At 55.5% G+C, this 26,117-nt stretch carries 19 protein-coding genes and 1 pseudogene; 19 read left to right on the top strand and 1 reads right to left on the bottom strand.

The genetic code is table 11. The features are described from left to right. The first annotated feature begins 58 nt into the window (after nucleotides 1–58). The 15 genes and pseudogenes from DL346_RS23675 (at nucleotide 59) to DL346_RS23610 (ending at nucleotide 19,609) form a co-directional block, all read left to right on the top strand. Complete coding sequence (locus DL346_RS23675; protein WP_112884865.1) at nucleotides 59–1,372, top strand: carbohydrate ABC transporter permease; 1,314 nt, start codon at nucleotides 59–61, stop codon at nucleotides 1,370–1,372. Beyond that, on the top strand, nucleotides 1,369–2,211 hold the full coding sequence (locus tag DL346_RS23670; protein WP_112884864.1) for a sugar ABC transporter permease: 843 nt from the start codon (nucleotides 1,369–1,371) through the stop codon (nucleotides 2,209–2,211). The genes DL346_RS23675 and DL346_RS23670 overlap by 4 nt, the downstream gene beginning before the upstream one ends. 35 nt (nucleotides 2,212–2,246) lie before the next feature. Further along, nucleotides 2,247–3,860, top strand: a complete 1,614-nt coding sequence (locus DL346_RS23665) for an alpha-amylase family glycosyl hydrolase (protein WP_112884863.1) — start codon at nucleotides 2,247–2,249, stop codon at nucleotides 3,858–3,860. A 251-nt stretch (nucleotides 3,861–4,111) separates the two neighbouring features. After that, a pseudogene (locus tag DL346_RS29940) lies at nucleotides 4,112–4,240 on the top strand (hypothetical protein); the annotation flags it as partial. A gap of 87 nt (nucleotides 4,241–4,327) precedes the next feature. After that, a complete protein-coding gene (locus DL346_RS29935) occupies nucleotides 4,328–4,561 on the top strand; it encodes a DUF2089 family protein (RefSeq protein WP_420849596.1) in 234 nt (77 codons plus the stop codon). Nucleotides 4,562–4,574: 13 nt separating this feature from the next. Continuing rightward, a complete protein-coding gene (locus DL346_RS23655; protein ID WP_112884861.1) occupies nucleotides 4,575–5,693 on the top strand; it encodes a DUF4097 family beta strand repeat-containing protein in 1,119 nt (372 codons plus the stop codon). Nucleotides 5,694–5,772: 79 nt separating this feature from the next. Next, nucleotides 5,773–7,602, top strand: a complete 1,830-nt coding sequence (locus DL346_RS23650; protein ID WP_112884860.1) for an ABC transporter ATP-binding protein — start codon at nucleotides 5,773–5,775, stop codon at nucleotides 7,600–7,602. Next, on the top strand, nucleotides 7,595–9,397 hold the full coding sequence (locus DL346_RS23645) for an ABC transporter ATP-binding protein (RefSeq protein WP_112884859.1): 1,803 nt from the start codon (nucleotides 7,595–7,597) through the stop codon (nucleotides 9,395–9,397). The genes DL346_RS23650 and DL346_RS23645 overlap by 8 nt, the downstream gene beginning before the upstream one ends. A 205-nt stretch (nucleotides 9,398–9,602) precedes the next feature. Then, nucleotides 9,603–10,289, top strand: coding sequence for a hypothetical protein (locus DL346_RS23640; RefSeq protein WP_112884858.1), 687 nt, complete (start codon nucleotides 9,603–9,605; stop codon nucleotides 10,287–10,289). A gap of 89 nt (nucleotides 10,290–10,378) precedes the next feature. Then, complete coding sequence (locus DL346_RS23635) at nucleotides 10,379–12,784, top strand: DUF4185 domain-containing protein (protein ID WP_112884857.1); 2,406 nt, start codon at nucleotides 10,379–10,381, stop codon at nucleotides 12,782–12,784. A 5-nt stretch (nucleotides 12,785–12,789) separates the two neighbouring features. Then, the gene (locus DL346_RS23630) at nucleotides 12,790–13,845 is read left to right on the top strand and encodes a DUF4432 family protein (RefSeq protein WP_112884856.1); all 1,056 of its coding nucleotides are present in this window, start codon (nucleotides 12,790–12,792) and stop codon (nucleotides 13,843–13,845) included. Nucleotides 13,846–13,880: 35 nt separating this feature from the next. Next, nucleotides 13,881–14,684, top strand: a complete 804-nt coding sequence (locus tag DL346_RS23625) for an SDR family NAD(P)-dependent oxidoreductase (RefSeq protein ID WP_112884855.1) — start codon at nucleotides 13,881–13,883, stop codon at nucleotides 14,682–14,684. Nucleotides 14,685–14,700: 16 nt separating this feature from the next. Beyond that, nucleotides 14,701–15,918: an enolase C-terminal domain-like protein gene (locus DL346_RS23620; RefSeq protein ID WP_112884854.1), complete on the top strand. Its 1,218-nt coding sequence runs from the start codon at nucleotides 14,701–14,703 to the stop codon at nucleotides 15,916–15,918. 21 nt (nucleotides 15,919–15,939) lie between these two features. After that, the gene (locus DL346_RS23615; RefSeq protein WP_206098579.1) at nucleotides 15,940–16,794 is read left to right on the top strand and encodes an SMP-30/gluconolactonase/LRE family protein; all 855 of its coding nucleotides are present in this window, start codon (nucleotides 15,940–15,942) and stop codon (nucleotides 16,792–16,794) included. Nucleotides 16,795–17,014: 220 nt separating this feature from the next. Beyond that, nucleotides 17,015–19,609, top strand: coding sequence for a glycoside hydrolase family 38 N-terminal domain-containing protein (locus tag DL346_RS23610; RefSeq protein ID WP_112884853.1), 2,595 nt, complete (start codon nucleotides 17,015–17,017; stop codon nucleotides 19,607–19,609). 56 nt (nucleotides 19,610–19,665) lie between these two features. On the opposite strand, the gene DL346_RS23605 is transcribed toward DL346_RS23610, so the two are convergent. Continuing rightward, the gene (locus tag DL346_RS23605) at nucleotides 19,666–20,562 is read right to left on the bottom strand and encodes an AraC family transcriptional regulator (RefSeq protein ID WP_165822642.1); all 897 of its coding nucleotides are present in this window, start codon (nucleotides 20,560–20,562) and stop codon (nucleotides 19,666–19,668) included. A 180-nt stretch (nucleotides 20,563–20,742) separates the two neighbouring features. Here DL346_RS23605 and DL346_RS23600 point away from each other — a divergent pair, with 180 nt between their 5' ends. From DL346_RS23600 to DL346_RS23585, 4 genes are all read left to right on the top strand, one after another. Further along, entirely contained in the window at nucleotides 20,743–21,591 is an 849-nt protein-coding gene (locus tag DL346_RS23600; RefSeq protein ID WP_112884851.1) for a carbohydrate ABC transporter permease, read from the top strand. 53 nt (nucleotides 21,592–21,644) lie between these two features. Continuing rightward, complete coding sequence (locus tag DL346_RS23595; protein ID WP_112884850.1) at nucleotides 21,645–23,039, top strand: ABC transporter substrate-binding protein; 1,395 nt, start codon at nucleotides 21,645–21,647, stop codon at nucleotides 23,037–23,039. Between the two features lie 82 nt (nucleotides 23,040–23,121). Beyond that, nucleotides 23,122–24,030: a carbohydrate ABC transporter permease gene (locus DL346_RS23590; RefSeq protein ID WP_112885083.1), complete on the top strand. Its 909-nt coding sequence runs from the start codon at nucleotides 23,122–23,124 to the stop codon at nucleotides 24,028–24,030. Between the two features lie 18 nt (nucleotides 24,031–24,048). Further along, nucleotides 24,049–26,112, top strand: coding sequence for an alpha-L-rhamnosidase-related protein (locus DL346_RS23585; protein WP_112884849.1), 2,064 nt, complete (start codon nucleotides 24,049–24,051; stop codon nucleotides 26,110–26,112). The last annotated feature ends 5 nt before the right edge of the window (nucleotides 26,113–26,117 follow it).

Below are 26,117 nucleotides of genomic sequence, written 5' to 3'. Positions count from 1 at the left end.
ATCTACTGGGGGCGGGTGACGTAACTTTATTCGGATACGGGAAAGGAGCTGGAGGTGGATGCGGCGGCATCAAAAAACAGCCACGATTTTATCTGTTCTCGCGATGGGTCTAGGCCAATTATACAATCGTCAGTTTATCAAAGGCATTCTTCTGCTATGCGTTGAAATTATGGGCGGCTACTATTTCCTTCAGAGGCTTCCCCATGCGGTTTGGGGATTGGTAACGCTCGGTGATACGCCGACGAAGCTTGTAAAGGTCGGCAAACGCTACAAGAACGTGGTCGGCGACCACTCCGTCAACCTGCTGATCGGCGGACTTGTCATTCTTATTCTATTCGGTTTATTTGTCACTCTCTACGTCATGAGCGTCAAGGATGCGAACCGAACCGGCAAGCTGCGGGACGAGGGCAAATCTCCGGCATCGTTCAAGGAAACGGTTCATTTTGTTACGGATAAGCGGTTCCCTCAGCTTCTGCTGACGCTGCCGGCTATCTCCGTGCTGTTCCTCACGATCATGCCGATTTTGATGGCCATCCTGCTCGCATTCACCAACTACTCCGCGCCGGAGCATATCCCGCCGGCCAAGCTTGTCGATTGGGTTGGCTTTCAGACGTTTATCGATTTGCTGCAGTTGAAAACATGGAGCCATACGTTCTACGGCGTTTTCATTTGGACGGTCATTTGGGCGGTTATCGCGACCGTTACGACTTACTTCGGCGGTTTGCTCGTCGCGCTGCTGATCGACCAGAAAGGCATTCGCTTTAAAGGCATGTGGCGCTCGATTTTTATTATTCCTTACGCTATTCCGCAGCTGATCTCGCTTCTGGTTATGCGGAACCTGTTTAACGGCCAGTTCGGCCCGATCAACCAGTATCTCGGGTACTTCGGCATTGGCAAGCTTCCATGGCTGACCGATCCGTTCTGGGCAAAGGTCACGGTCATCATCGTCAACATGTGGGTCGGCATACCGGTCTCCATGGTGCTGATTCTCGGCGTATTGACGGCCATTCCGAAGGACATGTACGAAGCGGCCGAGGTGGATGGCGCTTCGGCGTTCCAGAAGCTGCGCGTCATTACGCTGCCGTTCGTGTTCTTCGCGACGACGCCGATTCTCATTACGCAATTCGCGGGCAATATCAACAACTTCAACGTCATCTTCCTGCTGACGAACGGCGATCCGGTCAAGGGCGATTACCAGTATGCAGGCAGTACCGACTTGCTCGTTACCTGGCTGTATAAGCTGACGCTGAACAACAATAAATACAATTTCGCCTCGGCGATCGGCATTATTATTTTCGTCATCGTCGCTTCGCTCTCGATTTGGAGCTACCGCCGTTCGAAGTCGTATAAAGAGGAGGATATGATCCAATGAGCAGCATGAAATCAAGGAACATCTTCCGTCTTTCCGTTTCCTATGTCCTTCTGACGCTGATTGCGATTTGCGCGATTTATCCGGCGGCTTGGGTGTTGTTCTCGTCGCTCCGCCCCGGGAGCTCGCTGATGAGCGAAACCTTAATTCCGCGCAATCCGACGCTCATTCATTTCAAAGAGCTGTTCACCTCGCCGAGCTTCCAGTTCGGACGCTGGTATTGGAATACGCTGAAGATCGCCACGCTGTCGATGCTGCTGTCGACTTTGCTGACGACGCTCAGTATGTACGCGCTGTCGCGCTTCCGGTTTAGAGGACGGAAGACGCTGCTGACGACGATGCTCGTACTCGGGATGTTCCCGGGCTTTATGAGCATGGTGGCGATCTACATTTTGCTGCTTCAATTGGACTTGCTCGATACGCATGCGGCGCTTATTCTCGTGTATTCATCGGGCTCCGTTCTGGGCGGCTTCATTGTAAAAGGGTTCTACGACACCATTCCGCGCAGCTTGGATGAAGCGGCCCGAATTGACGGCGCTAGCCATTTGACGATTTTCTGGCGCATCATGCTGCCGTTGTCGCGTCCGATGCTGACGTATATCGGCCTCACGACCTTTACGGGCGCTTGGGTTGATTTTATCTTCGCGAGACTTGTCCTGCGTTCGAAAGAAAACTGGACGCTTGCCGTCGGCATGTGGGATATGGTGGCGACCTTCCAAAACAGTAATTTCACGATGTTCGCGGCGGGCTCCGTCTTGATCGCGGTTCCGATTATGATTCTGTTCGCTTTCCTGCAGAAGTTCCTTGTTCAGGGGCTTACGGCAGGCGCATCCAAGGGGTGAGGACCATCCGGACTACGAAGAAGGATCGTTTCGGCATGAGTCGGGGAGCAGCCGCTGCACTAAGCGCTGCGCTGCTTCTTCTTGCGCTCGCGGGGTGTTCCTCCGCGGAGAACAATATGGCGAAGACGGACCAGGACAGCCAAAAGGATCAAGCGGCCGTGCGGGTCGATGAACAGCCGGGAACGGTGTATTATGAAATCTTTGTCCGTTCCTTCTATGATTCGAACGGGGACGGGATCGGAGACCTGAACGGCGTCACCGAGAAGCTAAGCTACTTGAAAGAGCTTGGCATCGGCGGCATCTGGCTCATGCCGGTCAATCCGTCGCCGAGCTACCACGGGTATGACGTCACCGACTATTACGGCATCAATAAGGATTACGGCACTTTAGACGATTTGAACAAGCTGACGGAAGCCGCGCACAAGCTCGGCATCAAGGTCATCATGGATCTCGTCGTCAACCATACGAGCAAGGAGCATCCTTGGTTCAAAGAAGCGATCGGGAACCCGGACAGCAAGTACCGGAACTGGTACCGTATCGAGGCGGCGGACGCTCAGGTGCCGGCTGACGGCGCCGTTGGCGGCAATCCGTGGCATCCGTACGGCAGCGTCAAGTATTTGGCCGATTTCTGGGAAGGGATGCCCGATTTGAACTTTGACGAGCCGGCGGTCCGCAGCGAAATCATCAAGATCGGGAAGTACTGGCTCCAGCAGGGCGTTGACGGCTTCCGGCTGGACGCAGCGAAGCATATTTACGGGGATTTCGCCTCCACGATCAACACGGATGAGGTTAAAGCGAGCAACCGGAAGTGGTGGCAGGAATTCCGCAGCGGCATTGCTGGCGCGAAGAAGGATGCCTTCCTCATTGGCGAGGTTTGGGACTCCTCCGTCATCATCGCGCCGTATTTGGACAATGCGCTGGATTCGGCGTTCAATTTCGACTTGGCGAAGAAGCTGCTGTCCGGCGCGGACCGGGAGCAAAATCCCGATATCGCGTTTAGTTTAGGCCGGATCTACGACATGTACAGCAAAGCGTCGAATGGCAAGTTCGTGGATGCGCCTTTTTTGACCAACCACGACCAGAATCGGACGATGAGCGAGCTTGACGGCAATGTGGATCATGCCAAAATGGCAGCCTCGCTGCTCCTTACGCTCCCGGGCAATCCGTTCATTTATTACGGCGAGGAGATCGGCATGGCGGGCATGAAGCCGGACGAAGCGATCCGCGAGCCGATGCCTTGGTACGCCTCCGGTACCGGAACGGGGCAGACGACCTGGGAGGCATTACTCTATAATACGACGCCGAAAACGGTGTCGGTCGAAGCGCAGCAGACCGATCCGGATTCGCTGCTCTCGCATTACAAGAAGCTGATTGCCTGGCGGAATGAGCTTCCTGCGCTGCGTGACGGCGGGATCGCGGAGCTGAGCACCGGCAATCCGGCGGTAGCCGCTTATGTCCGGGCCGCGAACCAGGAGCAGGTGCTGGTCGTCCATAATCTGTCGGCTGCCGAGCAGACGGTCGATCTGACCGAGAGCGGCAAAGCATCGGGGATTGCGTTTAGCGAAATTGCCCGCGCCAGCAAGGACGGCGCGAAGCTGGACGGCGGCAAGCTGAAGCTGCCGGCATTTAGCACCGTTATTTTACAGTGAGGAAGAGGGACTGCCCTTTGGAGGGGCGGTCCTTTTTTGCGTTTTGCTGGGGCGTGGATTGTACGATGCATGCCGCTAACGAACCGTAGAACGCTTATTAGCGCTGAAAGGGTTCGTTAGGCGCGCGCGAGGGTGACCGGAAGGCCCGACCTGGCAGCGGGAAAGCGGATTTATGCGAGAGTTCCCATAGAGGAGACTCGTTGGCATTCTCTAAATATTTAATTTTAACCTTGTAAAATTAAAAACTATTTATTAATATAATCAATACATACCTTAACTTATTTAATTTTGAAGGAGGGACCACTCTGAAAAAGTACGCACCGCCGCAGCAATGCCCCGTATGCGACAGCAAGCTGACAATCCAGGAGCTAAAGTGCGACCACTGCCACACGACGATTAAAGGCAGCTTCGAGTCGACCCGGCTGGCGTCCTTAAATGACGAGCAGCTCAGATTCGTCGAGGTGTTCTTGAAGGTTCGCGGCAACATCCGGGAGATGGAGAAGGAGCTTGGCATCTCCTATCCGACCGTACGGAACCGGCTGGACCACATCGTTGAATCGCTCGGCTTCCAGACATCTCGGACGGACGAGCCTGCCGCGCCGGAGAATGACTCGCACCGCAAGCAAGTTTTGAAGCAGCTGGATGAGGGCGCCCTATCCGTGGAGGAAGCGCTCAAGCTCATCCAAGCCAGTAAAAAATAAGGAGCGATGAACCATGCATGAAGAGCGCACAATGATCGCCAGAATGATCGAGGAACGAAAAATTACCGCCGAGCAAGGCTTGGCTCTGCTAGAAGCGCTTGAACGCAGCGAAACGAAGCCGGAGGCAGCCGCGGCTGAGGACCGCGTGCAAGAGGATCGCTCGCCGGCGAAAGAGACGAGCGGCATGCAGGATGGACAGGCATACTGGGAGAGCAAGTGGCCGGCGTTTCCGACGGAATATGCCGAATTTAAAGTCGACAACGCTAACATCCAATATCGTGCATGGGATCAAACTTATACGCAGGTGCACGTCTCCGCGGTAAGCCGAAAGGCCAATGGCAGCCTCGATCTGCAGCGCTGGCTGGAAGACGCGATCAAGCAAAGCGGCGACGACGAACGCTACAAGTTCATCTTGCTGACCGAAGAAATGAACAAGTATCAGATCGAAGCCCAAGTCACCATCAGCGCTCCGGAAGGCCAATCCTATGAAATGTTCCGGCTGGAGTCGGAAAACGGGAATATCGATGCGGGGCAGGTGAATGCGGAAACGGCATTCTTCTCGACTACAAACGGCAACATCGGGCTTGCGGGCGTGAAAGCCGAAACGGTGCAATCGACAACCGTGAACGGAAACCTCTCGGTTAACGGCATGTTGGCGGAATCTGCGCATCTGAAAACAACGAACGGCGAAATTTCGGTAAACGGGCGCTGCGAGACGCTCGCATGCCAAACGACCAACGGCAATATTCGCCTGGACGATGTCGCGGCGGAACTGATCACGTCAACGACCTTGAACGGGAATATCCACGCGAACAGCCGTTACGAGGAGCTTTCCTGCAGGACGCAGAACGGGTTCATCGCCATCCAAATTCAAGAGGGCGGCGAATGCGGCGTGACGGCCGATACGCATAACGGCACTATCGACATCAAAATTCCGGAGCAAGCCGAGGGCGTTTATGGCGAACTAAGTACCTTCTCCGGCACGGCGACCTGCATCCTAAACGGCAAATGGCTTGTCAATAAGCAGGCCGACGGTCAGGTGCAATCCGCCTTTTTCCGTCAAGATGACGAGGAGCGGCTGCGCCTTAAGGCAACCTCCGTCAACGGATCGATTACGGTAACGAACGGGTAATAACCGATTTATGTATTGCCTTCGAGCGGCGGGCCGGATTAAAATGACCTAAACTCCCTAATGTTAGGAGAATCAAAAGGTGGAGACACATGCAACAAGCCGCAAGAGGAATACGCTCCTACGCAATTTGAAATGGCTCCTGAAGACGCTATGGCAGCATGACAAGCTCGCTGTTTTCTTCATGACCGTCGCTTCGGTCGCGGAAGCCGTCGTGCCGATGGTCGTGGTGCTCATCCCGAAGCTCGTGCTCGACGCGATTGAAAGCAGCGAAAACGTGAAAGCGCTGTACGGCATTATTGCGGCGCTTGGCCTGCTGCTGTTCGCGGCCCATTCCGCGGCCACGTGGTCATCCAATCAGCTTTGGCCCCGGTACTCGGTGTTCCGCATGCAGCTGGTCAGCCTGTTCGGCAGGAAGTTCATGAATATGAACCAGGAGGACATTGAAAATCCGCGCATACTCGACTTCAGCCAGAAGGCGGACAATGCGGTGCAGGATGACTTCAATGGGGTCGAAGGGATGCTGTACAATCTGACGGAGATCCTCAACCGGGCGCTTGTCGTGATCGGCTGCTCGGCCATCCTTTCCAATTTGAACGCAGTCGTCATCCTTGTGCTCGCCATTATCGTTTCAATCAATTTTTACGTCAATCTGCGAAATCGCCATGTGGAGAAGAGCATCCTCGACTCGCTTTCCACCGTGTTCAGGCAAACCGACTATATTATGGAGGCCACGAAAAACTTCAAGTTCGGCAAAGACATCCGGTTGTTCGGGCTTGGCAAATGGCTGTCCGATAAGTTTTGGAGCGTTGTAAGCGTTGACATTGAGAAAAGCTGGCTGCTCCGCAAACGGTACATCATTATCGACGCGGTGTACAACATCGGGGTCGTCGTGCAGGAAGCCGCCCTGTACGCATGGCTGATCTATAAAGTGCTCTATGCGGAAATGTCGATTGCCGATTTCACGATGTACGCGGCGGCGGTACGCGCCTTCTCGTCGAACCTTGGCCAACTGCTGGAACGTTTCACGGGGTATTTGCAGCAGAACTGGCGGATCGACGATTATCTCGCCTTTATCGAGCTTCCGATCCCCGACACCGGGCTGGAGCGGCTCCCGCTTACGCCGGACCGAAACGCGGCCTATACGATCGAATTCGAAAACGTGTCGTTCAAGTACAGCGGCAGGGACGAGTATGCGCTTCGAAACGTTTCAATCGTCTTGAAGCCAAAGGAGCGGCTGGCTATTATCGGGTTGAACGGCGCCGGCAAAACGACCTTCATCAAGCTGCTGACGCGGCTGTACGAGCCGACGGAAGGCCGGATTCTCTTAAACGGCACCGATATCCGCCATTTTGACAAGCAAACTTACTATAAGATGTTCTCCGTCGTCTTCCAGGAGATCATGATGTTCGCGTTCTCGGTTAAGGAGAATGTCGCGGTGCAGGAGGTCAGCGAGCTTGATGCGGCTAGAGTGGAGCGGGCCGTGCAAGGTGCGGGGCTCGGCGGCAAAATCGCGAATTTGCCGAAGGGCTATGACACCTACGTGCAAAAGGTGCTGGATGAGGAGGGCATCGAGTTCTCCGGCGGCCAGAATCAGAAAATCGCGCTTGCGCGGGCGCTTTACAAAGATGCGCCGATCGTCGTCCTCGACGAGCCGACCTCCGCGCTGGACGCCTTGGCGGAGTACGAAGTCTATCAGAGCTTCGACCGGATGATCGGCGACAAGACGGCCATCTACATCTCCCACCGGCTCTCGAGTACGCGGTTCTGCACCAATATCGCGGTATTCAATGACGGTCGAATCGAAGAGTACGGCGCGCATCAAGAGCTGATCGCGCAAGGCGGCACGTACAAAAAGATGTTCGACATGCAGGCCGTATATTACAGCAATGAGGTGAAGGTCGTTGGATAAGCATAATTCTGTAGGCCTCGCCAAGACGCTAAGCTATTTTTACCGGTTCACCTGGCGGCACAACAAGAAATACCCGCTGTATATCGTGCTCAGCATCGCCCTGAAGGCGATCCAGCCTTTTCCGAACATTCTGATTCCGAAATCTATCATCGATGAGCTGCTCGGCGGCAAGAGCATGGAGAAGCTGGTCATGTATACCGCGCTGCTGATCGGCATCAATCTCGTCATTTCCTCGCTGCTGTCCGTCTGCAACCATTTGCTGCAGTTCATCAACATGCGGACGAATAAGCTTCTCGACTTTGTCATCATCGGCAAGGCGATGGAAATGGATTATGAGCATGTCGAGAACGCCGAAATATTGAACTTATCGAAGAAAGCGACGTCGTCCATGAAGTGGGGGACGTGGGGCATGTATGGCGTTACCTCCAAAACGGTCGAAATTATCGCGGGGATCATTACGCTTGCAGGCCTCGGCTACGTGTTCTCCTCCGTAGAATGGTGGATTACGGCGCTTATTCTGCTGTTTGTCATTGCGAACATGTATTATGGGGCCAAGCTGTCCGACGCCAACCACGGCTTCTGGGAGAGAATGAGCGGTTATCACCGCAGGTTCGAGTATTTCCGGAACATTTTGAAGGATTTCCGCTTCGGCAAGGATATCCGCTTGTACGATGCGGGGGGACTCATTCTAAGCAGGCAGAGGGAGAGCATTCAATACGGCCGCAAAATGGCAGGCGAGTGGTCTTCGATGAATGTGAAGTACAATCTGTTTTTCAACTTCCTGAACGTGATGCAGCAGATGCTGCTGTACGGCTATTTTGCGGCGAAGGTGTTCGTAGGCACGATCACGGTCGGCAGCTTTACGATGTATATCGCCGCCGCTTCGGCCCTCAAGGACAGCATCCAAAATGTTTTCGGCGAAACGATGGGCTTGCGCGAGCAGGCCAAGTACTTGGCCGAGTTCGTCCGGTTCGCGGAGCTGCCTGACGTGAAGCCTCGCGGCCATGGGGCGCTGCCGGCGGAGCGGGATTTCGTCATCGAATTCCGGAACGTGTCCTTCAAGTATCCGGGCAGCGAACAGATGATTCTGAAAGACTTCTCGATGACGATTCCATTCGGGCAGAAGCTGTCCGTAGTCGGCATGAACGGCGCCGGCAAGACGACGTTCATCAAGCTGCTGACGCGGCTGTACGACCCGACGGAAGGCGAGATTTTGCTGAATGGCGTGGACATTCGGACGATCGACCTGGCAGAGTACGCGAAGCTGTTCTCCGTCGTGTTCCAGGACTTTGCGGTTTTCGCCTTCAGCATGAAGGAGAATATCCAGATGACGATGGGCGACGAAGCGGATAAGCTGCGGGAGGTCGTCGATAAAGCCGGGTTGACCGAAGTGGTCGGGGAGCTGGAGAAGGGCGCCGATACGGCGGTTTATAAATATTTCGACGAGGACGGCGTTGAATTTTCCGGCGGGGAGACGCAGAAGATCGCGCTCGCGCGGTCACTCTATAAGGATGCTCCGGTCGTCGTGCTGGATGAGCCGACGGCGGCGCTTGACCCGATCGCGGAGTATGAAATTTACAACCGGTTCAACGAGATTATCTCGGGCAAAACGGCCGTTTACATCTCTCACCGTTTGTCCAGCTGCCGGTTCTGCGACGTGATCGCCGTCTTCCATGAAGGCCGGCTGATCCAGTATGGCAGCCATGACGAGCTCATTCGCCAGCCGGATGGGAAGTATGCGGAGATGTTTAACGCGCAGGCGCAGTATTATGTGGATGAGGCAATGTCCGTTTAATGCATGAACCGTGCGAAGATACAGGCAATCGAGAGGACTCCGTCAGGAGGCTCTTCGGTTGCTTTTTTTATTTCCGCAGGATGAGGCTCGAGGTCTTTATTTTATAAAAAAGTGGCATCAGTTTAGAAAGACGGGCTATCCCGGTTTGGATACACTCAGAGGTGAAGCGCTTACATAAAAAATAAACCGGGGAGGCATTACAGAAATGAAAAAAATCGTTACCGTAGTCGTAAGTTTGCTGCTGGTCATGGCGTTGTCAGGCTGCTGGGCCGGCGACGTCAACTCGGGCTTGACCATTACCTCCGCAGCGGGAGCCGGGTACAAGACGCTGAGAATCGAGATTTTGAAAGATCATGTGGAGAAGCCGGACAAGAACGGGAAGGTAGACGACAACTCGGATTATTTTCCAAACGGCATGAACGCCGTAACGAAATTTCTGAAGAAAAGCGTACCGGCGGGCTTCAAAATCGGCTTCCGGGAAGAGAAGAACAAGTATGTCTATTCCGTTACTTACTCGTTCAAGGATATCAAGGATTACAATGCCAAAACGAAGCAGCTGATCGGCAGCAAAGTGTGGGCGGAGAAGAAGCTGAAAGACGCGACCATTACTTCCGTTGCGGCTGCTGGCGGCAAGAAGGTCACGTTCAAGGAGGATGCGAGCCTTACGGCGACGAGCGTTCTCGAAGTGATCAAGAAGGTCTACCTGAATCCGGACGTGTTCGATCCGACTCATGGCGGTCATGAAGTCATTACGATCGACCAAGTCTACGCGCTCAAAGGCATTTCGGCCAAGGTCGGCAACAGCGCCGTTAAGACGTTTGATATGACGGTGAAAGGGAAGCCGGTCACGACGATTCAACAAACGGGCTTCATTAAAACAGCGTCTAAATAATAGGAGTGGCATGGGGCGTTGGGGATCCAACGCCCTTGCTTTCCCTATCAAAGCGCACGGAGATTTTATTGTTCAGGGGGAATCGGGCGGTGAAAGCGAGACGAAAGATCAGCATGGTTCTCGCCATTGTTGCGTTGACTGCAGTGCTTGCTTTAGGCTATTTTCGCTTCTTCAATAAACAGGATGAGGCGTTTGCCGCTGAGCCCGCTTATGGGGTGCAGCTGTCGGCGATTGCGGCGTCGGCGGACGATGCGAAAGGCTTCAGTGCCAATAAAGCCGTGAATAATTCCGGGATGTCCGGATCGATCGGAAAGCTCCGCACGCACGGCAGAATGCCAAACGCCATGTGGCAAACGAAGGTGCTGGATCAAGAGGAAGTATCGATTACGTTCGATTTCGGCAAGGTGGAGCCGTTGTCTGAAATGTGGGTGTGGAATTACAACGAACCGGATCAGAAGGGCGATGCCTTTACCGCCCGGGGACTCAAGCATATCCAGATTTATTACTCGCAGGACGGAGAAACATGGTCGGAGTGGAAAGGCAAAGGCTACCCTTACCAGCTGGCGAAGGCGGAAGGCTCGAATGCGCAGCAGGCGACTAATCTGCGGGACAGTCATGCGCCTGTCGAGTTTGACGGCCTGCCGGCCCGTTTCGTGAAGCTTACGGCGAAAGCGGTGCCCGGGGAAGGGAATTGGGGCGGAAAATCGGGCCATGAGGCGGTCTTCGGCCTCAGTGAGGTCTGCTTCTATAAATATGTGCACCGGCCTGAGGCGGATGGCATGATCAGCGCCGAAGCGGTTGGCGGCGATGAGAGCCAGGAGACATTGGCTGTCAACACGGTTAACGGCTATGGCATGAGCGGCTTGCTGTCGAAGAAGGATACGCACGATAACGACGCGTCCGGCGCGACGATGTGGCTTGCGGAGCCAAAGCAGGGCCAGGCGGCGGTCGATGCCGTCTATGACCTGGGCGGAACTTATCCGCTGCGGGAAATGTGGGTCTGGAACTACAACCGCCTGGATCCGGAGCACCCGGAGAATGATTATACGGGCGAGGGAATGCGGCGGATCAAGGTGTTTTACTCGCTGGACGCGGTTCAATGGACGGAGTTAAAAGGCGAAGGGTTCCCTTATGAGCTGTCTAAAGCAGATGGCTCCGCGAAGCTGGACGCGACGAACCTGAACGACGAGGCGCATTCGCCGATCCAATTTGGAGACGTCTCGGCCCGCTATGTGAAGCTGTCCGTGGATGCCAATGATCCGGCGGGCAATTGGAGCGGCTCGAAGCGGGGGTTCGGCCTCAGCGAGGTGCGCTTCTATTGCGGAGAGGGCATGGCGGCAGAGCCGGCACCGGAATGGACCGCCATGTTCAGCAATAACTTAGAATGGACGGGCGCGGACGGTATTTTCTCCATCCCGGCTTCCGGTTACGACCAGCCGGGCGGCAGCGCTGACGAGAAGACGCTGTGGCTGTTCAGCGATACGTTTATCGGGCAAGCGGATCCGACCACGCATGTCAGAACGGGCAAGCTCGTGAACAATACGATGGCAGTGTTGAACGGACAGGAGCCGAGCCCGGGGCAGATGAAATTTTACTACGGGGATAAAGGCGAAGGAACGACGGTCGACGCGATCTTCAAGCCGGACGTGAGCCGGGTCAAGCCGGAAGCTTCTACCGGGGGGGACGGGATGCCTGCCGCCTACTGGTATTGGCTGCAGGATGGGATCGTGCTGAACGAGCAGCTGTACCTGCTCCCGATCTTGATGAAGCATGATCCGAACGGACCTGCGGGCTTTCAGTTCGCCATTGACGACGTTTCGATGATTCGGGTTCCGTTAGGCGGGGAAGATGGCCTTCCGCAATGGGCCCAGGCCGAGCAGCGGGATACGCCGCTGTTCCATCGCCCGGCTTCGGCGGATGCGGGGAACCACGTGTTCGGCGCCGGCATTATGGCCAATACGGAGTCGGCCGGCGCCCCCAGTCCCGATGGTTACGTGTATGTATACGGTTATCTGGACCAGCCTTCCGATAAGCAGCTGCTAGTGGCGCGCGTTAAACCGGAGCAGATCGAGCAGTTCGACAAGTGGACGTACTGGGACGGCGAAGGATGGTCGGCGGATATTGCGAAGGCGGCCGCGCTCGCCGACCACGTATCGCCCGAGCTTAGCGTCACTCCGATGAAGGAGGGGCCTTTCAAGGGCAGCTATGTGCTTGTCTATCAGAAAGGAACGGTCGGAAGCGGTACGGCTATCCGCGTAGCCGAGCATCCGTGGGGACCGTTCGGCGAGGAAACGGTTATCTACGCGAATGACGAGGCGAGCGCGGGCCAGGGGATATTCACGTACAATGCCAAAGCGCACCCGCATCTCTCGAAGCCGGGCGAGCTGCTGATTTCCTACAACGTCAATACGGCAGACGGAGCGGCCAATATGGCCAACAGCGATATTTACCGCCCGCGGTGGATGAATCTGCGGGAAATCAAAGCGAAGGAGTGAGCGTAATGGGAACAGGCATCTACCGGCCGCAGCGCAACTATGGCTGCCGCATCCATGATCAAGTGACGACCTTCGGCATGCGGACGGTCGTTCTGGAGAATGACAAGGTGCGGGTATCGATTTTGCCGGATAAAGGGACGGAAATTTTCGAATATCTCTATAAGTCTGCGGATCTAGACTTTATGTGGCTTAGCGCGCAGGGCGTTCAAAATCCCGGCGCCTACTTGCCGACGTCGCCGGATTCGGTATCTTCGTTCATCGATTACTATCCCGGCGGCTGGCAGGAGGTGTTTCCGAACGGAGGCCCGCCAAGCCTGTACATGGGCGCGCAATTCGGCCAGCACGGCGAGGTCGCGCATATGCCGTGGGACTATGAAATCGTAGAGGATACGCCGGAGCGGATCGGCGTGCGTTTCCGGGTACGCCCGAAGAAGGTGCCGTTCGAGCTGCGCAAGACGATACGGCTCGAACTAGGGTCGCCGGCGTTATTTATCGAGGAAGAGCTGGAGAATTTGGCAGGGCTGCCGCTGCAGTTTATGTGGGGTCATCATATTGCGCTCGGCCAGCCGTTCGTCGAACCGGGCTGCCGGATTCGGCTGCCGGAGGGTGCGGCAATCGTGACGGAGGAGATGGATTCACAGGTGCCGCCGGGCCGCGTGAAGCGGGGGAAGCGGTACGAATGGCCGCTAGCGGAAGACTTGAATGGGCAGCGCTTCGATCTATCGGTTCTCCCTGACCGAGGCGAGCCGTCGGATATCGTCTATTTAACCGGATTCGAAGACAAGGCCTGGTACGAGGTGGAGAATCAACGGCTCGGTCTCGGCCTGCGCGTGGAATGGGACGGGAAGCAGTTCCCGCACGCGTGGTACTGGCAGGAGTTCGGCGATACCAAAGCCTATCCGTGGTACGGCCGGCATTACAATATCGGCTTGGAGCCTTTCTGCGGCTATCCGACGAGCGGAATCGAGGAATCGCTGCGGAACGGCTCGGCAGGCACGATCGGGCCGATGCAGACGCTGCGGTTCTGGCTAAGAACCGTGCCTTATGAAGCGAAGAAATAAACAAGCAACGATCATGCGGGAAGGAGTGACTTGCCATGCAGATAGCGACGGAATTTCAAGGGAAGGTAGCGGTAGTGACAGGCGGGACCAAAGGAATCGGCTATGGGGCGGCAAGACGGCTGGCCCAGGGCGGCGCGGCTGTCGTCATCTGCGGAATTAGCGAAGCGGAATGCGATGAGGCGGTCGATGCCATGGCGAAGGAAGGTCTGAGCGTTACCGCCTATCGAGCGGATATTCGGCACGCCGAGGAGGTTCAGCGGCTGATGCAGGCGGCCGTCAGCCTTTATGGCGGCATCGACATTCTGGTGAACAGCGCCGGCGTCCAACGCTACGGGGATGTCGTGGATACGTCCGAAGAAACATGGGATGAAGTCCTCGGCATCAACGTGAAAGGCGTCTTCTTAAGCTGCAAGTACGCGCTTCCGGAAATGCGTAAACGCGGAGGAGGCGCGGTGGTGAACGTCTCTTCCGTGCAGGCGTTCGCTTCGCAGAAGGGCGTTGCCGCTTACACGGCGAGCAAAGGTGCGATCAATGCGCTCACGCGCGCCATGGCGCTAGACCACGCGGAGGAGGCGATTCGCTTCAACGCGGTATGCCCGGCTTCCGTGGATACGCCGATGCTGCGCTGGGCGGCCGACCTGTTCAAGGGCGACAAGTCCATGGAGCAAATGCTGGGCGATTGGGGCGGCATGCACCCGCTCGGACGCGTCGCCAGGGCGGATGAAGTGGCGGAGCTGATTGCCTTCTTGGCCAGCGACCGGGCTTCGTTTATTACCGGCGGGGAATACAAAATCGACGGAGGCATGACAGCCGCGCTGGGCGTTCATTTGCCGGAATGAGAAGGAGCTTGAGAAGATGAAAATTACCGATATTAAGGCGACGACCGTTACCGTTCCGCTCACGGCTCCCCTGCGCCACAGCAATGGCGCCCATTGGGGGCGGTTCGTGAGGACGATTATCGAAGTGGAAACCGATGAGGGCATTACGGGCTACGGCGAGATGGGCGGAGGCGGGGAGAGCGCGGAGCTTGCGTTTGCGGGACTGAAGCGCTACCTGTTGGGGCACAATCCGTTTCAGCTGGAGGAGCTGCGCTTCAAAATTTGCAATCCGACGGCAAGCCTCTACAATAACCGCACGCAGCTGTTTGCGGCGATTGAGTTTGCCTGCCTGGACATTATGGGCAAGAAGCTGAATCTGCCGGTGCACCAGCTACTGGGCGGCAAGGTCCGCGATCAGGTGCCTTTCGCAAGCTACTTATTCTACCGTCTTCCGAACGAGAAAGGCGAAGCGGAGGTGCGGACGGTTCAGCAGCTGATCGACCACTGCCGCGAGTTAAAAAACCAATATGGCTTCACGGTACATAAGCTCAAGGGCGGCGTATTCCATCCCGATTATGAGCTGGAATGCTACAAGGCGCTCGCCGCGGCATTTCCGCAGGATAAGCTGCGCTATGACCCCAATGCGGCGCTCAGCGTAGAGGAATCCATCCGTTTCGGGCAAGCGATCGAGCACTTGAACAACGATTACTACGAAGACCCGACTTGGGGGCTTAATGGCATGCGCCGCGTACGCTCCATGGTGCGGATTCCGACGGCGACGAATACGGTGGTCGTCAATTTCGAGCAGCTGGCCGCCAATATTCTGGACCTGTCCGTCGATGTCATTCTGCTCGATACGACGTTCTGGGGCGGCATCCGTGCTTGCATCAAAGCGGCGGGCGTTTGCGAGACCTTTCAGCTCGGGGTGGCCGTTCATTCCTCCGGCGAGCTCGGCATCCAGCTGGCGACCATGCTCCATCTGGGCGCGGTCGTGCCGAATCTGGCCCATGCGGCCGATGCGCACTATCACCATCTGGTAGATGACATTATCGTGGGCGGCAAAATGACGTATGAGAACGGTGCGATCCAGGTGCCTGAAGGCCCGGGACTCGGCATTGACATCGACCGCGATAAGCTGGCCCGGTATGCGGAGCTGTACCGGGAGCTGGGCGGCTATCCGTACGACAGAGATCCGTCGAGGCCGGAATGGTTTCCGCTTGTTCCGAACGATCGTTGGGCGGATCCTAATGCATAGGAAGCGTAAAGGGGGCTTACGATGAAACCGGCATGGCAAGGGCAAGAAGCGCTGCTCCCGGCCGAGAACGGGGTTATGTTCTTCGACGGGATTTTTACCGAGCCGCAGCTTAATCATCCGGAATGCATCGCCTTCGATCAAGAAGGCCATGTATGGTGCGGCGGCGAGCGGGGCGAAATATTCCGCATCGATGCGAACGGGCAATCCATCCGCCAAATCGCGACCACGTCCGGTTTCGTGCTCGGCATTGCCTTCGATTCCGCAGGGCAGCTATATATTTGCGATCTGAAGCATGCGGCCGTGTTCAAGCTGAGCGCGGACCGGCAAGAGCTTGTTCGGTTCGCGGGCGGAGACGGATCCATCCGTATTCCGAATTTCCCGGTCGTTGATGAGAAGAGGGGCCGTCTGTACGTGAGCGACAGCTACGATTCCAACGAGGCAGGTCCGGGAATCTGGAGCTTTGACCTGCAAACCGGAGAGGGAGAGCTATGGTACCGCGAGCCGATGCGTTTCGCGAACGGCATGGCGCTCGCTGCGGACGGCAGCTGCCTCTACGTAGCCGAGACGTTCGGCCGGCAAATCTCGCGGATCCCGATTCTGGCGGACGGCCGCCCGGGAGAGAAGGAGCTTGTCGTCCGCGTGGACGCGCTGCCTGACGGGCTTGCGCTCGATGGGGATGGGCGGCTCTATATCAGCTGCTATGAGCCTTCCATGATTTACCGCCATTCGCAAGAAGGCGGTTTGGAGCTGCTCTACTACGATCCCGAGGCGCACACGCTTTGCCACCCGACGAACTGCGCCGTTCGCGGCCAGGATGTATACACGGCTAATTTGGGCCGTTGGCATATTACGAAAATTATAAACGCAGTTACATAGCCGGCATGAACGAAAAGGGCGATTTGCGGGGCTTGATGCCGCAAATCGCCCTTTTCGCATGAACCGTGCGGCGAAATTAGCGGCGAGGCCCCATCTCTCTTCCGTGTCCTCAAATTGTAAAACTGTGGCCTTCGGTCGTAAAGACACCGCCGTTTAGCGCCAGTATAATCCGAGTAGGTCATGAAAGCGGTTTATTCATATTCGGAGGTGCCTTTTCCTTATGTCCAAAATCAAAGAGATATTAGTCTATCACCATAGCCATCTAGATGTCGGATATACGCATCCGCAGCCCGTACTGTGGGAGCTGCAGCGTGAATATATCGACCAGGCGATCGATCTGTGCGAGCGGACGGAGCAGGAGCCGGAGGAATCGCGGTTCTATTGGACCTGCGAAGCGACGGCGCCCGTTATGCGCTGGCTGGAATCGGCAACGCCTCCGCAAGTTGACCGGTTCGCCCGTTATTTGAAGAACGGCCAGATTTGCATCGCAGCCATGAACCTGCACACCACGCCGCTTTGCAATGCGGAGCAGCTCGCGCGGATGTTCTATCCGGTGAAGCAGCTGCGGGAGCGGTTTGGCATCGCCGCCAACACCGCCATCAATCACGATATTAACGGTCAGCCATGGGCTTTGTCGCAGCTGATGCTAGACGCCGGCATCGAGCTGTACACGACGGGGATCAATACTCACTTCGGCGGCATACCGCTTTCCCGCCCGGGCGCGTTCCGCTGGCAGGCTCCGGATGGCCGCGAGCTGATGACCTTCCATGGCGAGCATTATTCGATGCTTACGCAAATTTGCTATCTATGGGAGAAGAGCACGAAGCGTATGAAGGAAGGGCTGGATAAGTACATTCAACGCATTGAGAGCGAAGGATACAACCAGGACTTCATGTACATCTCCGCGACCAACATTCCGATGCTCGACAATACGCCGCCCGACCAGGATTTGCTCGAAATGTTCCGCAGATGGAACGAAGAGGGCCACGAGCAGCGCATCCGTCTCATCACGCCGGAAATGCTGCTTAAACGGCTGCGGACGATTCCGAAGGAACAAATCCCCGTGCATGCCGGCGATTGGACCGATTACTGGAATTTCGGCGCGGCAAGCTCGGCGGAGGAGACCAAACTGAACCGGAGAACGAAGGTCAGCTTGAAGAGCGCGGAATTGCTGGAGGCTTTTCAGGGTACGCCGAATTCCCGTTACAAGCAGCTGAACGAAGAAGCTTGGGATCATGCGAACTTGTATGACGAGCATACTTGGGGAGCCAACGTATCCATCCTTGAGCCGGACGCGCAGTTTACGAAGACGCAATGGATGCACAAGGCGCACTATGCTTACCAGGCCAACAGCGTCAGCAGCTACTTGCTTTCGAGCCAAATGGAGAAGCTGGCGAACAATCCGCTTCAATCCGAGCAGCCGGAAGGCATTCTGCTGGTCAACCCGACGCATGCCGAGGCGAGCTGCGACCTGCGCATCCCTGAAGAGTTTCTGCACGAAGGACGCCATACCGCGGCAAACCGGTACAAATTCCATTGGAACAACATGGACGATAACTGGAAAACGCCGTCCTACGGCATCGTCACGCTTCCGCCGTTCAGCTGGCGCACGATCCCTGTGAAGGAGCTCAAGCCGGTGCGAAACGCCGAAGCCGTCGTCACGACGGATCGTTCCATCGAAACGCCGTACTATCGGCTTGCGTTTGAGCCAACAACCGGACGCATTACGGAGCTCGTCGACAAGTCGCTGAATTGGCCGATGCTCGATACGTCGAGCGAATGGACCTTCTTCCAGTACGTGCATGAGAGCATCGATCCGCTGAAGCATCCGCAAACGCGGGTGACCTTGTTCCCTCGGGAAATCGAGAAATGCAACAATAGCATCAGCTGCTGGAACAACGAATGGTCGTCCGTCCGTAAAGGCGCGAGCAGGCTGATTTCCTCAAGCATCGAGCGGCATGATTCCGGCGCTACGCTTGTGCTGAAATGGGAAGCGCCCGGCGTGAGCGGTCTGGAGCAGCGGATCACGTTCTTTGCTCACCGCCCCGGCATCGAGCTGGTTGCGACGTTCCATAAGACCGATATCCGCGAGCCGGAAGCGATGTACTTCACGTTCCCGCTGAACTTGAAGAACGGCTGGGAGGCTGCGTTTGACAGCGCGGGCACGTTCGTCAAGCTGGACCAGGAGCAGCTTCCGGGCGTATGCCGCGACTGGGTGACCGTCGATCAGACCATCTCCGTCTATGATGGCTCGCACGGCGTCATCTTGGCCTGTCCGGACGCGCCGCTCGTGCAAATCGGCGGCTTCAACTTCGGCAAAGAGCAGAAAGCGGTGTCGCGCCAAGAGAACCCGCTGCTGCTGGCTTGGCCGGTCAACAACTACTGGGATACGAATTTCAGAGCTTCTCAGCCCGGCGTCCTGACGGTGAAGTACGAATTGCTGGGCATTTCCGAATTCAAGCCGGAGCAAGCAACGGCATACGGCATTCAGGTCTCCCATCCGGTTCAGAAATTCCCGGTGGTCAACTGTCCGCGCGAAGCCTCCGGCGAATGGCTCTCCGTGGAAGGGGACGGCGTGGCTGCATACCACGTCAAGCCGGCCGAGGGAGAAGAGGGCGCCGTCATCATCCGCGTCCAGAATCTGCTGGATACGGGCAATGCCGCGGTGATCAAGCTGGCTGACTCGGCCGTGAAATCAGCTTCGCTGACGGACCTCCTCGAGCAAGAGCTTGCTTCTCTTCCGGTCGATAATAATATCGTGCATCTGGAGCTTAAACCGAAGCAGCAGGCTACCGTGAAGGTAGCGCTGGAATAGCCTTTGAACGGACAAAAGTCCGCCTCCTGCGCATCTGCGCGGGAAAGGCGGACTTTTTAGCTGTAATTGAGTTTCTTATTGAATTCGCCGGGCGTAACTCCCATCTCGGCTTTGAATACCGAGGAGAAGTAGTGGACCGTATCGAAGCCGGTGTCTTCCGCGATTTTCTTAATGGACAGCCGGCCGGCCGAGAGAAGGGTAGCGGCCTGGGCGACTCGCTCCTTGCGCACGAAATTGGTGAACGTCATCCCTAATTCCTCGGTAAACAGACGCGACAGATGGCGAGGAGAAATATGCAAGTAATCCGCCACATTCTGCAGCCTTAGAGGCTGGGACAGGTTGTCCAGAATGTACAGCTTGGCGCGGTGGCAGATCGTCGTGGAGGCGCGGACAACCTGCTGATTCAAGTATGCAGGCGGGATGCCCTGCGAGATGTTGAATTCGTTCTCGAGCGAAGTGAGCAGCGCAATGCTTAGCGCTTCAATCGTATCCTTGACGAAGGCCGGCCGCTGCAGCACGAGCGTCAGCAGTGATTTCCACAGCTGTATCGCCGGCGAAGCGGCGGCATCGGTGATGTGAAACCTGTCGGTCTTGGCAAAGGACTGGAACCGCTTGATCGCAAAGGCGGAGGATTCCGATTCCAGCAGCTCGAAGGCTACGAAGATGATGTGCAGCCCTTTCTCGCTTTGAATCCGGTGCCGGATATGCGGCCGCGAAACGAACAGGACGCCTTTGTGAAGCGGGTATTCCTTTCCGTTCTCGGAGTAGACCCCTTCACCATCCTCGATATAGCAGACCTCGTAGAACGAATGCTTGTGCAGCACATTATCGTAGAGAACGAGCTCCCCGCCCCAGTAGTGGATATATAGGCCGACATCCGTCCCCTTGATCTGGACGGCATGTTTATTTAGAAAGGCATTGCTTTCATGAAGCTGCGCTTGCGTAAAGTCCAAGACTGAACCCTCCCAGTACCTTCCACTGACATGGCGGTATGTCTCCATTTTATAAAACTTTGGCACTTAAACGTAAAGACTGGTGTAGCACAAATCTATTATAATCAGTGATGAAAGCGGATTCAATAGGGAAGTTTGAATCCACGGGTATGGATGTATTTTGTAAAAGGGAGCTAAGTCATGAATACCTACAGCAGTGTGAAGACCAGTTTATTTATTCACCGAATTATGGTGTACAGCCTGTTGATCGCCGGCAGTGTCCTCTTTATTCTTCCTCTCTTATGGATGCTGTCCACTTCGCTCAAGGGCGACGTCGGACTGTTCGATCTCCCGCCGAAGTGGGTGCCGGAGCCTTTCCAATGGGACAACTACGTGAAAGCCGTACAGTCGTTTCCGTTTCTGAGGTACACCTACAACACGCTGTTTTTAACGTTCGTGTCGATGTTCGGGACGGTGTTGTCATCCTCGCTTGTCGCGTATGCGTTCGCCAAGCTTAGGTGGCCGGGCCGAAACGTCTGGTTCGTCATCTTGCTTGCCACGATGATGCTGCCCCCGCAAGTGACCATGATCCCGGTCTTCGTCCTCTTTAAGAAACTGAATTGGATTGATACCTATTTGCCGTTAACTGTGCCGTATTTCTTCGGAGGCGCCTTCTATATATTTTTGCTGCGGCAGTTCTTTATGACCATTCCGAAGGAGCTCTCCGAAGCGGCTAAGATCGACGGATGCAAGGAGATCATGATTTACGCCAAAATTTTTCTGCCGCTGTCTAAGCCGGCCCTTGCTACGCTGGCAATCTTCACCTTCATGGGAACTTGGAACGATTTTCTGGGGCCGCTCATTTATCTGAATGACCCCGACAAGTTTACGCTCGCTCTCGGGCTTCGGTCGTTCCAAATGCAGTACGGCACACGCTGGAATGTCATGATGGCGGCTTCGATTATTGTCATGCTGCCGACGATCGTGCTCTTCCTCAGCTGCCAGAAATACTTCATTGAAGGCATTACGCTCACGGGCATTAAGGGCTGATTGGTCCGCATGTGCTTCATCTGAATCTCAATAAATACTAGGGGGTTTATGCAATGAAGATGAAAAAAGGATTGAGTTTATTCTGTACCGCAACGATCATGCTTGGCGTTATGGCAGGCTGCTCCAATGGGGCTAACGAAGGAAGCAAGAATAACGGAGAGAATGCAGCTGCTCAAACCAACAACAGTCAAGGCACATCAACGAACAGCGGAACGGATACGGAGCCGGCGGCAGAGCCGGAGAAGAAAGAGCCGGTCGAAATCGACTTCTGGCACGTGTACTCGGAAGGGCCGATGAAGGATCTTTACGAGAAGCTGATAGCCGATTTCCAGAAGGAGCATGATTACATCACGGTCAAATCGCTCGGCGTTTCGTTCTGGGACTATTGGACGAAGCTCTCTACGGCGGTAGCCGGCGGAAGCGGCCCGGACCTTGCGCTCAATGATACGAGCACGGCGCTGAACCGCGCGAAGTCCGGCGTCATCCTCAATTTGGACAGCTACATCCAGCGGGACGGCATTAAGCTGGAAGACTACTTCCCTGTTCTTGTCGACCGGGTAAAATACAACGGCAGCATGTACGCCATGCCGAACGATACCGACGTCCGTCTGTTGTTCTATAACAAAGCGGCCTTCCGCGAAGTGGGCTTGGATCCGGAGAAGCCGCCTACCAATTGGGATGAGCTCGAACAGTACGCGGATAAGCTGACGATCGTCAACGAGGATAAGATGCTCGACCGCGTCGGGTTCTCCCCTACGATGGGCAACTTGAACTTCTGGACGCTGGCTTGGACCAACGGCGGCGATTTCTGGGATGACAGCTTGAAGCCGACCTACAATAAGCCTGAGAACGTCGAAACGCTCCAATGGATGGCGAAGATTCAAGGCAAGTACGGCTCGAAAGCGCTGCAAGCCTTCAATACGCAGAACGGTGCCCTGCAAATGAGCCCGTTCATCGCAGGACGCGTGGCGATGATCGTCGACGTCAACAACCTGTACGGCGACATTAAACGCAACAAGCCGGATATGGAGTTCGGCGTAGCGCCGATTCCGTTCCAGAAGCAGAATGCCAGCTGGTCTGCCGGCTTCGATCTGGAGATTATCGACAACAAGGATCAGGCCCAAGCCGATGCCGCATGGGAATTGATGAAGTATCTGACGAGCGTGGATGTCCAGAAGCAAATTCACCGCGAATCCGGTTCGTTGGTATCGAATATGCTGGCAGCCAAAGACGCGGAATTCATCAGTGACCCGGTATGGAAAATGGTCGTGGATCAAATGGACAGCTCCCGGTTCATCGAGTATGTGGAAGGCTCGCCGTCGTGGCATGCAAGCTTGTCTCCGAAGATCGACGAGGTGCTGCAAGGCAAGAAGGACGCTCAGGCCGCCCTGGATGAAGCGCAGCAGGCCATCGAGAAGGAACTGGAGAACTACGCGGCAACCCAATAGGTTTGAACCAGAGAATCAACTGCTTCCCGCCGGTGCGCGCTGCATCGGCGGGAAGCACATATAAAGGAGCAAAATGATGAACATGCCGAAGAAGCCGAGGATATCGATGGATAGGCAGGAAGCCATCAACGGATATTTGTTTTTTTCACCATGGCTGATTGGGTTTTTCCTATTTATGGCCGGTCCGATTCTGTACTCCCTCTACTTAAGCTTCACGTCGTACAACATGCTGAAGCCTCCCCGTTGGATCGGGTTTCTGAATTATAAAATTTTGTTCACGGAAGATCCGCTCTTCTGGAAGAGCTTGTACAATACGCTTTATTTCGTGTTTTTCAGCGTGCCGATCAATATTTTCTTCGGCGTCCTGATCGCGCTGCTGATGAACCAGAAGGTTCGCGGCATCCGCGTTTTCCGGGCGATCTTCTATTTGCCTAGCATCGTGACGGGCGTCGCCGTCGCGCTGCTCTGGCAGTGGCTGCTGGACCCGAACTTCGGGCTGATCAACGACGGGTTAGCCAAGCTTGGGATCGAAGGTCCCGGCTGGCTGTCGGACGAGAACTGGTCGAAGCCGTCGTTGATACTGATGAATATTTGGAGCGTCGGCGGCGGGATGATCGTCTATCTCGCGGGACTGCAAGGGGTGCCGAAGGATTTGTATGAAGCGGCTACCGTAGACGGCGCAGGCAAAATGAAGCAGTTCTGGCGCATTACGCTGCCGATGCTGTCGCCTACGATTTTCTTCAACCTGGTGATGGGCATCCTCGGCGGGTTCCAGGTCTTCATTCAAGCTTATATCATGACGGGCGGCGGTCCGGTCAATTCGACGACCTTCTACGCGCTCTATTTGTATAACAAAGCCTTTAAAGATTTGCAGATGGGTTACGCATCCGCGATGGCGTGGGTGTTAATGCTGATTACGCTCATTTTCACCTTGATTATTATTAAAACGAGCCGCAGCTGGGTGTACTACGAGGGTGCGGAGAACAAATAGCGGATTGGGGAACCAGGCATGTCAGGGAAAGCAACGTGGATTTGGTATCCGGATGATTTCGAAATCTGGCTGCATCAGAAGGTATCGCTGCGCCGGCAGGAGAGGCATGCGACCGTTCCGCCGATCTGGAAGCTGGATTCCTGCCACAGCAGCGTCAGCTTTCGCAAACGCGTTGAGCTCGAGCGGGAAGAAACGATTCTCCTGGCGGCTGAAGGACAATTTTACGTGTCCATTGATTATGTCATCATTCATGACCCGCCGGACGCTATTCTTCTTCGACCGGGGACTTATGAGCTTACGGTATGGGTAGCCAATGAAAACGGGCTTCCGGCCATTTATGTAGAGGGCGACACCATTAACAGCGACGGCAGCTGGGAGGTGTCCTACAATACGCGTAAGTTCGTGCCCGCGGCGCATTTGCAGTTCAATGATGCCTCCGAACCGCCGAGCTGCTACCGGCTTGAGGTAGAGCCGATCCGTCCGGTAGGCTGGATGGCGTCCACGGAGTCGCCGTACGGCCGCATTTATGATTTTGGGAAACAGACCTTCGGCTATGTTCGTCTTCATGGCTTGCAGGGCACGGGCACCATTCATCTGTATTATGGCGAGTCGCTTGAGGAAGCTCTGTCGAAGCGCTTCTGCGAAACGCTTGACACCATTAAGGCGGAGTCCGATTCGGCCGTCTATACGAACCCCCGTTCAAGGGCATTTCGCTATGTCCATGTTGAATGCGAGGGAGAGGGCGCTTCCTTCGAGGAGCTAACCGCGCTTTACGAATACTTGCCTATCGAGCCCAAAGGAACGTTTCGCTGCTCGGATGAGCTCGTAAACCGAATATGGGATACGTCCGTATACACCCTTCATTTGAATACGCGGGAGTTTTTTCTGGATGGCGTCAAACGCGATCGCTGGGTTTGGTCCGGCGACGTCTATCAGAGCGTCTTGATGAATTTCTACAGCTTCTTCGACGATGATGTTTGCAAGCGGACGATGATTGCCGTGAGAGGCAAGGATCCCGTCGAGACGCATTTGAATCATATCATGGATTATTCTTTCTATTGGTTTATAAGCATATACGACTATTACACGTACACGGGAGACACGTCTTTCCTTGCGCATCTCTATCCGAAAATGGTTTCGCTGATGGCGTTCTGTCTGGAGCGCCGCAACAAGGACGGCTTCATGGAGGGGTATCCGGAGGACTGGGTGTTCGTGGACTGGGCGGAGATGGATAACCGCGGCGTTGTCAGCACGGAGCAGCTGCTGCTTGCGCGCAGCTTGGAGGCGATGAGCGCATTTGCTTCGGCCATGGGCGACTCAGAACGCGCGCGTACGTATCGGGAACTGCATGATGCGCTGCTGCCGCAAATTGAAGAGCGCTTCTGGGACGAACGGCAATCAGGGCTTGTCCACAGTTGGAACGAGGGGAAGCTGAACCGCCATTTGACCAAATACCCGAATTTGTTTGCGGTGCTGTTCCGTTATCTAAGCGAGGAGAAGAGACGCGGCATTGCAGCCGGCGTCCTGTTGAATGAAGGCGTACAAAGTATTACTACGCCCTACATGCGATTCTATGAACTGGCGGCGCTTTGCGAATGCGGCGAGCACGATCGCGTGATGGAGGAGATCGTGAGCTACTGGGGCGGCATGCTCGATTTGGGAGCGACTACGTTCTGGGAAGCGTACGATCCTTCGCAAACAGGAGCGGAGCATTATGCGATGTATGGAAGGCCCTTCGGCAAAAGCCTCTGCCATGCTTGGGGAGCGAGTCCGCTTTACTTGCTGGGCAAGTATTATTTGGGTGTTCGACCGGACGCGCCAGGATATGAGCGATATACAGTGGAACCTCGGCTAGGCGGGTTGGAGTGGTTGGAAGGCAGCGTTCCTACGCCTAGAGGACCGATTGATGTCTATATGGATCAAACAACGATTAAAGTGAAGGCTTCGTCCGGAACAGGACGATTGCGCATCCCGGCCGGCAAACGGGCGGTCGCTTCCATTGGGGAAGTGATTGAACGGGAAGGCGGATACGAAATCGTGATCGACCGCCCCGGGGAGACGTATGTAGTGACGTATGGCTAGCGCAA

The organism is Paenibacillus montanisoli, from assembly GCF_003268025.1.
In the GTDB taxonomy this organism is placed as follows: domain Bacteria; phylum Bacillota; class Bacilli; order Paenibacillales; family Paenibacillaceae; genus Paenibacillus_Z; species Paenibacillus_Z montanisoli.
Note: the sequence above shows the minus strand (reverse complement) of the source record. Positions and strands in the feature narration are given on the sequence as shown.